At 42.5% G+C, this 4,930-nt stretch carries 4 protein-coding genes and 2 pseudogenes; 3 read left to right on the plus strand and 3 right to left on the minus strand.

What is annotated here, in order from left to right:
* Window positions 1-377: 377 nt before the first annotated feature.
* A pseudogene (locus tag JU57_RS14205) lies at window positions 378-1,169 on the plus strand (FIST N-terminal domain-containing protein); the annotation flags it as partial.
* Between the two features lie 30 nt (window positions 1,170-1,199).
* Entirely contained in the window at window positions 1,200-2,036 is an 837-nt protein-coding gene (locus JU57_RS14255; RefSeq protein ID WP_349678297.1) for a methyl-accepting chemotaxis protein, read from the plus strand.
* A 53-nt stretch (window positions 2,037-2,089) separates the two neighbouring features.
* Here JU57_RS14255 and JU57_RS13390 read toward each other — a convergent pair whose 3' ends face one another.
* Complete coding sequence (locus JU57_RS13390; protein ID WP_037962147.1) at window positions 2,090-2,389, minus strand: hypothetical protein; 300 nt, start codon at window positions 2,387-2,389, stop codon at window positions 2,090-2,092.
* Between the two features lie 188 nt (window positions 2,390-2,577).
* Between JU57_RS13390 and JU57_RS13395 the strand changes: the two genes are divergently transcribed.
* On the plus strand, window positions 2,578-2,790 hold the full coding sequence (locus tag JU57_RS13395; RefSeq protein ID WP_037962149.1) for a hypothetical protein: 213 nt from the start codon (window positions 2,578-2,580) through the stop codon (window positions 2,788-2,790).
* 37 nt (window positions 2,791-2,827) lie between these two features.
* Here the strand turns inward: JU57_RS13395 and JU57_RS14215 are convergent, their stop codons facing one another.
* Both JU57_RS14215 and JU57_RS14220 read right to left on the minus strand, forming a co-directional pair.
* Window positions 2,828-3,445: an efflux RND transporter permease subunit gene (locus tag JU57_RS14215; protein ID WP_294877484.1), complete on the minus strand. Its 618-nt coding sequence runs from the start codon at window positions 3,443-3,445 to the stop codon at window positions 2,828-2,830.
* A pseudogene (locus JU57_RS14220) lies at window positions 3,435-4,900 on the minus strand (efflux RND transporter permease subunit). The gene JU57_RS14215 and the pseudogene JU57_RS14220 overlap by 11 nt, the downstream one beginning before the upstream one ends.
* Window positions 4,901-4,930: the final 30 nt, after the last annotated feature.

Consider the following 4,930-nt stretch of genomic DNA (forward strand, 5'->3'; position numbering starts at 1 on the left):
TTTTGGGTTTTTCAGGGTCGACTAAGTAGGCTATTTTCATGCTACGAACGTAATGTAGAATTATCAATTGTACTTCTTTATATTAACTTTGAAAATTACAGTTTTCAATAATTAATAAAATGGTCGTTACGCAACTGTGAGGGTTCATTTGTTAATGTGACAAAGATGGTTTAAGTGCATCTTTATGGTTGCTGAGTTAGTATGGATTTGCATTGCTTCAAAACTCAAACAAGCGCTACCTTCTGAGACAACGTTGATTCTCTCAACAACGGCTGGTGAACTGTGTAGTTTGAATGGTACCCCCAGTTCCCTCGCTTTATTCTCAAGCAGGCGCTGGTGAAGGCGATAACATTGTTTTAATGCTTTTTTCGCCTGAAATGATCAGCGATGTGTTTGTGGCTTCCATTCCTCTCAAAAGTGAAGATATGGCAACGAGTGGTAAAACAGCGGCGCAGCGTTCTGCTTTGATTGCTGAAGAGGTCAAAAAGGTGCGTGTGCCTTTTAAAATGCGCTCGGATGATACACTAGGCTACACACTCATTGATGGGCTGAGTGCGAGTGAGAGCTTTTTTATGGAAGCGGTGTATCATGTGGCAAAATTCCCGTGTTTGCTGATCGGTGGTAGTGCTGGTGGTAAATTGGACTTTCAAAATACCTACATTTACGATGGAACGCGTACTTTAAGACATCATGCTGTGGTAACGTTTATAAAGTTCACACCACAGTACCGTTTTGGTGTCTTTAAAAGTCAAAATTTTAGAAAAACGTCTACTTCGTTTACCGTGTTGGATGCAGACCCGATTACGCGTACCGTGTGTGCTTTTTTAGATCGGAATACCAATATGAGTATTGGTGGCATCACTGCGTTAACCGCCCATTTTAGATGTTCTGCGAGTGAGCTCAATGCCAAGCTTGCCAATTATACCTTTGGGATTGAAATCGATGGGGAGATCTATATTCGATCCGTTGCGTCTCTTGATGTGCCGAATGAGACGATTCATTTTTACTGTGACATCGAGGCGGGTGAAGAGCTTCTTTTGCTTGAAAAAACAGACTTTGTGCAGACAACAAACCATGATTTTGCGCAGTTTTGCCATAACAAACCCAAAGCCATTGGCGCAATTTTCAATGACTGTATTTTAAGACGTTTATGTAACACCAGCGAGATCAATCAGCTCTCGGCTTTTAAAGAAATTCCTGTGGTAGGGTTTTCAACCTTTGGTGAGCTTTTAGGGGTCAATGTCAACCAAACCTTGACCGCGATCTTTTTCTATCAGGTAGAAGGCGTTAATTTTGAAGATGATTATATTGATAATTTTGTGCAGAAATATGCTGGATTTAAGAGCTATTTTCTACTCCGAAAGATCAATCGCCAAAATATGGTCGATACCATCAATAAAGCGATGTTGGCTCAAATGAAAGAGAGTCTGCCTGTTATTGAAACCATGGGTGTAACGCTTCAAAACGCTGTGAGTGCCATCGATGCGATCGAAACGCAACTCTCATCGGTGGAAAAAGAGTTTGGTGTGTTTGCTTCCAGTATGGAAAAAGGGAGTGTTGACAATGCTAATCTGCTCCATGAAGTGGAAAATCTCACCAATAATGTCCGCGATATTCGCGTTGTGTTAAGTGTCATCGCTGATATTGCCGATCAGACCAATTTGTTGGCGTTGAATGCTGCGATTGAGGCGGCGCGGGCGGGTGAACATGGGCGTGGTTTTGCGGTCGTTGCCGATGAAGTGCGAAAACTAGCTGAGCGGACGCAAAAGAGCCTCTCTGAGACCAATGTGTCGGTCAGTACCATCATCCAAGCGGTTGAAAATATCGGTCAAACCATGAATGGCGTGAGTGGTGGGCTCCTAGAAGTCTCCGCCAAAAGTAATGCGCTCTCTTCCGATATGGAAAATTTAGCCGAAAAAAGTCAGATCATATCCAAAGAGCTAAGATCGCAAGCACAATTGACTGATGGACTCAAAGTAGAACTTGGAAAACTCAATGTGTATGAGAAAACTCTAGGTATTCTCAATAGCCATTAACAGGGCTTCTGAGGGCATTTTGCGTGCCCTCTTTTGTTTACATGTAAAGATATTTAGTTGGATTCGATGAGTTTGGTGTATTTCTCCTGAAGCTCAATGTATTTGGCTAACAGCTTGTGAAATTCGACCTCATAGTCGATTTTTGTCTCATCGTTTGGCTTTGTGGGTGTTTCACTTTTGAGGGGTTGCGTATTTGGCAGTGTCTCATCGATGATAAACTCCCTCTCTTCGCCCTCCACATTTTTTTTAATCGTTTTAAGTTTTTTGGCATTGACTAATTTGACAACGCCAAAGGTGCTCATTTTGTGTTTGACAGCGTATTGTTGCATGGTTATGAGGTTGGCTTCTAACATACGTTCCCTTTTACATGTAAAAAAATTGTAGCGGATATTGTAATCAATTAGCCTGAAATAAGAGCCCTCCTCTTTACATGTAAATGCTTTTACATGGCTTAAAGCAAGGATAAAGTATACTAACGCTTATCGTTACGAAACTCTCAACGATTTTCCCAATCACATTTAAGTATCACGAAGGACATAGTATGAGTGGATTACTCAACAATAGCGTTAAAATGGAAAATGGCTACAAATTAGCAAGCTTAGCAACACAACAAAAACACACGGTTCCTTACGAGGGAAAACAGACCAATGTCGGAGCGGTCAACTCGGATAAAGCAAAGATAAGTGATGCTCAAAAAGCCAAAGCAAAAGCAAAAGCCAAGCAAGCCAAAAAAGATCGAAAACGCAATAAATAAGGCGTAAAGGGGATTTTCCCCCTTTACATGTAAAGATTTAAACCGTACCTTTTTCGTACCATTTACGAAGCCACGCATCCATTGGATACATAAACTTATAGATGGCAGGAACGACCAATAAGGTTAAAACGGTCGAACTTAAAAGTCCTCCGATGATCGCAAGTGCCATTGGAGCGTTGGCTTCGTGCCCTGCTCCACTGCCAAAGGCTAAAGGCATCATCGCACCGATCATCGCAAAGGTGGTCATCAAAATCGGACGAAGACGTTTTTCACCTGCTTCCAAAAGAGCATCATCGATCTTTTTACCCTCTTTGATCGCACGGTTTGCAAAGTCAACCACCAAAATAGCATTTTTCCCCACCATTCCCAAAAGTAAGATAATACCAATCATAACAAAAAGACTGAACGTATACCCGCTTAAATAGAGCGCCACCATAATTCCCGTTAACGAAAGTGGCATAGAGATCATGATGATAAAAGGCTGAATGAGTGACTCGTAGAGTGCGGCTAAAATCAAATAGATCAAAATAACGGCTAAAAGAACCGCGGCACCAAAGGCTGTTGCTGTGTCATTCATGTTTTCAACATCGCCCGTAAAACGGTAGTGATACCAAACCACTGCACGATCACGAACCACTGCACGATCACGTGTCATTCATGTTTTCAACATCGCCCGTAAAACGGTAGTGATACCCCTCTGGCAAAATCTCTTTCATCTTCTCTTCCACTTTCACAACGACTTGATCCAACGATAAACCGACAGTGCTAGCGGTGACAAGGATTTTACGTTCGCGGTCAAAACGGTTGATGGATGCGGTGCCCAATGTATCTTCAAAGGCGATCAAGCCTTCGAGTGCTACAAACTCACCGTTGGCATTTTTGACCTGAAGCTTTTTCAGATCTTCGAGCGATGTCCTAAAATCATCTCGAAAACGCACTGTAATGTCAAATTGTTTGCCGTTGTCTTCATAGTATGAGATGGCACTGTCGCTTGAATACGCTGAACCCAATACTGCGGCGATCTCTTTAACACTTACTCCCACTCTTTGGGCATTTTCACGAAGAATGCTAATACGCATCTCTGGCTTGCCACTCTCATAGTCTCTATCAACATCCACAATGCCCGGTGTTGATTTTAAAAAGTCCATCAGTTTGGTAGAGGTGTCATCTAAAACTTCAAAACGATCCCCCATGAGAACGACTTGAAGCGGTGCTGTGGTGCCACCTGTGTCAAAATCATCCACTTTTTCAACCGCAATGACCAGATCTTGGACATTTTTCATCTTTTCGCGGTAGTGCTCAATCAGGGTTAGTTGCGAAATCGTGCGCTCTTTAACCGGTTTGAGCTTCACGTAAATACGTGCCTTATGGATGCTTTGCGCAGAATCATACCCAATAGAGACAATAGAATATTCGATAGAAGCGTCTCCTTTAAGTATCTCATCAATCGGAATCACTTTTTGTTTCATGGTCTCAAGATTGATGCCTACAGGACCTTTAATGGTGATCTGAAATTCGCTGTTGTCTTGCATCGGAAGAAAGTCCATTCCTACTTTAAGCGTCATCGACGCAATCAAACATCCAAATGTCGCCAAAACCGTCAGCGTTTTAAAGCGAAGGAGTGGTTTTAAAAGTGAGACATACCCTTTATCGACTGCTTTGAGGATGGGCTCGGTGGCATAGTAAAACTTACTCTCTTTGGCACTTAAAAGACGCGCTCCAATGGAGGGAACAAACATAACCGCAACCAGATACGAGATGACAATACCCGAAGCCACCGTCATCGCAAAGGAGTTAAAGAACATACCCACGATGCCATCCATAAATGCCACAGGGATAAAAACGCTAAAAGTACCGAAGAGATCGCCAAAATGGAAAATGCCACCTCTTTGATACCCTCAAACGAGGCTTGAAAAGGCTTTTCCCCCTCTTCCATCTTTTTCATAATATTTTCGATCACAACGATTGCATCATCGATGAAGATACCAATGGCAAGGGTGAGACCAATGAGTGTCAGACGGTTAAGATCGTATCCTAGAGCGTTCATAATCGCAAACGTACCAATGACTGATGTTGGAATGGCCAGTGCTGAGACAATCGTAGCCGTCACATTACGTAGTCGACCCTGAAAAACCCAAAA

Origin of the sequence: Sulfurospirillum sp. SCADC (genome assembly GCF_000743525.1) — a bacterium.
Lineage (GTDB): Bacteria > Campylobacterota > Campylobacteria > Campylobacterales > Sulfurospirillaceae > Sulfurospirillum.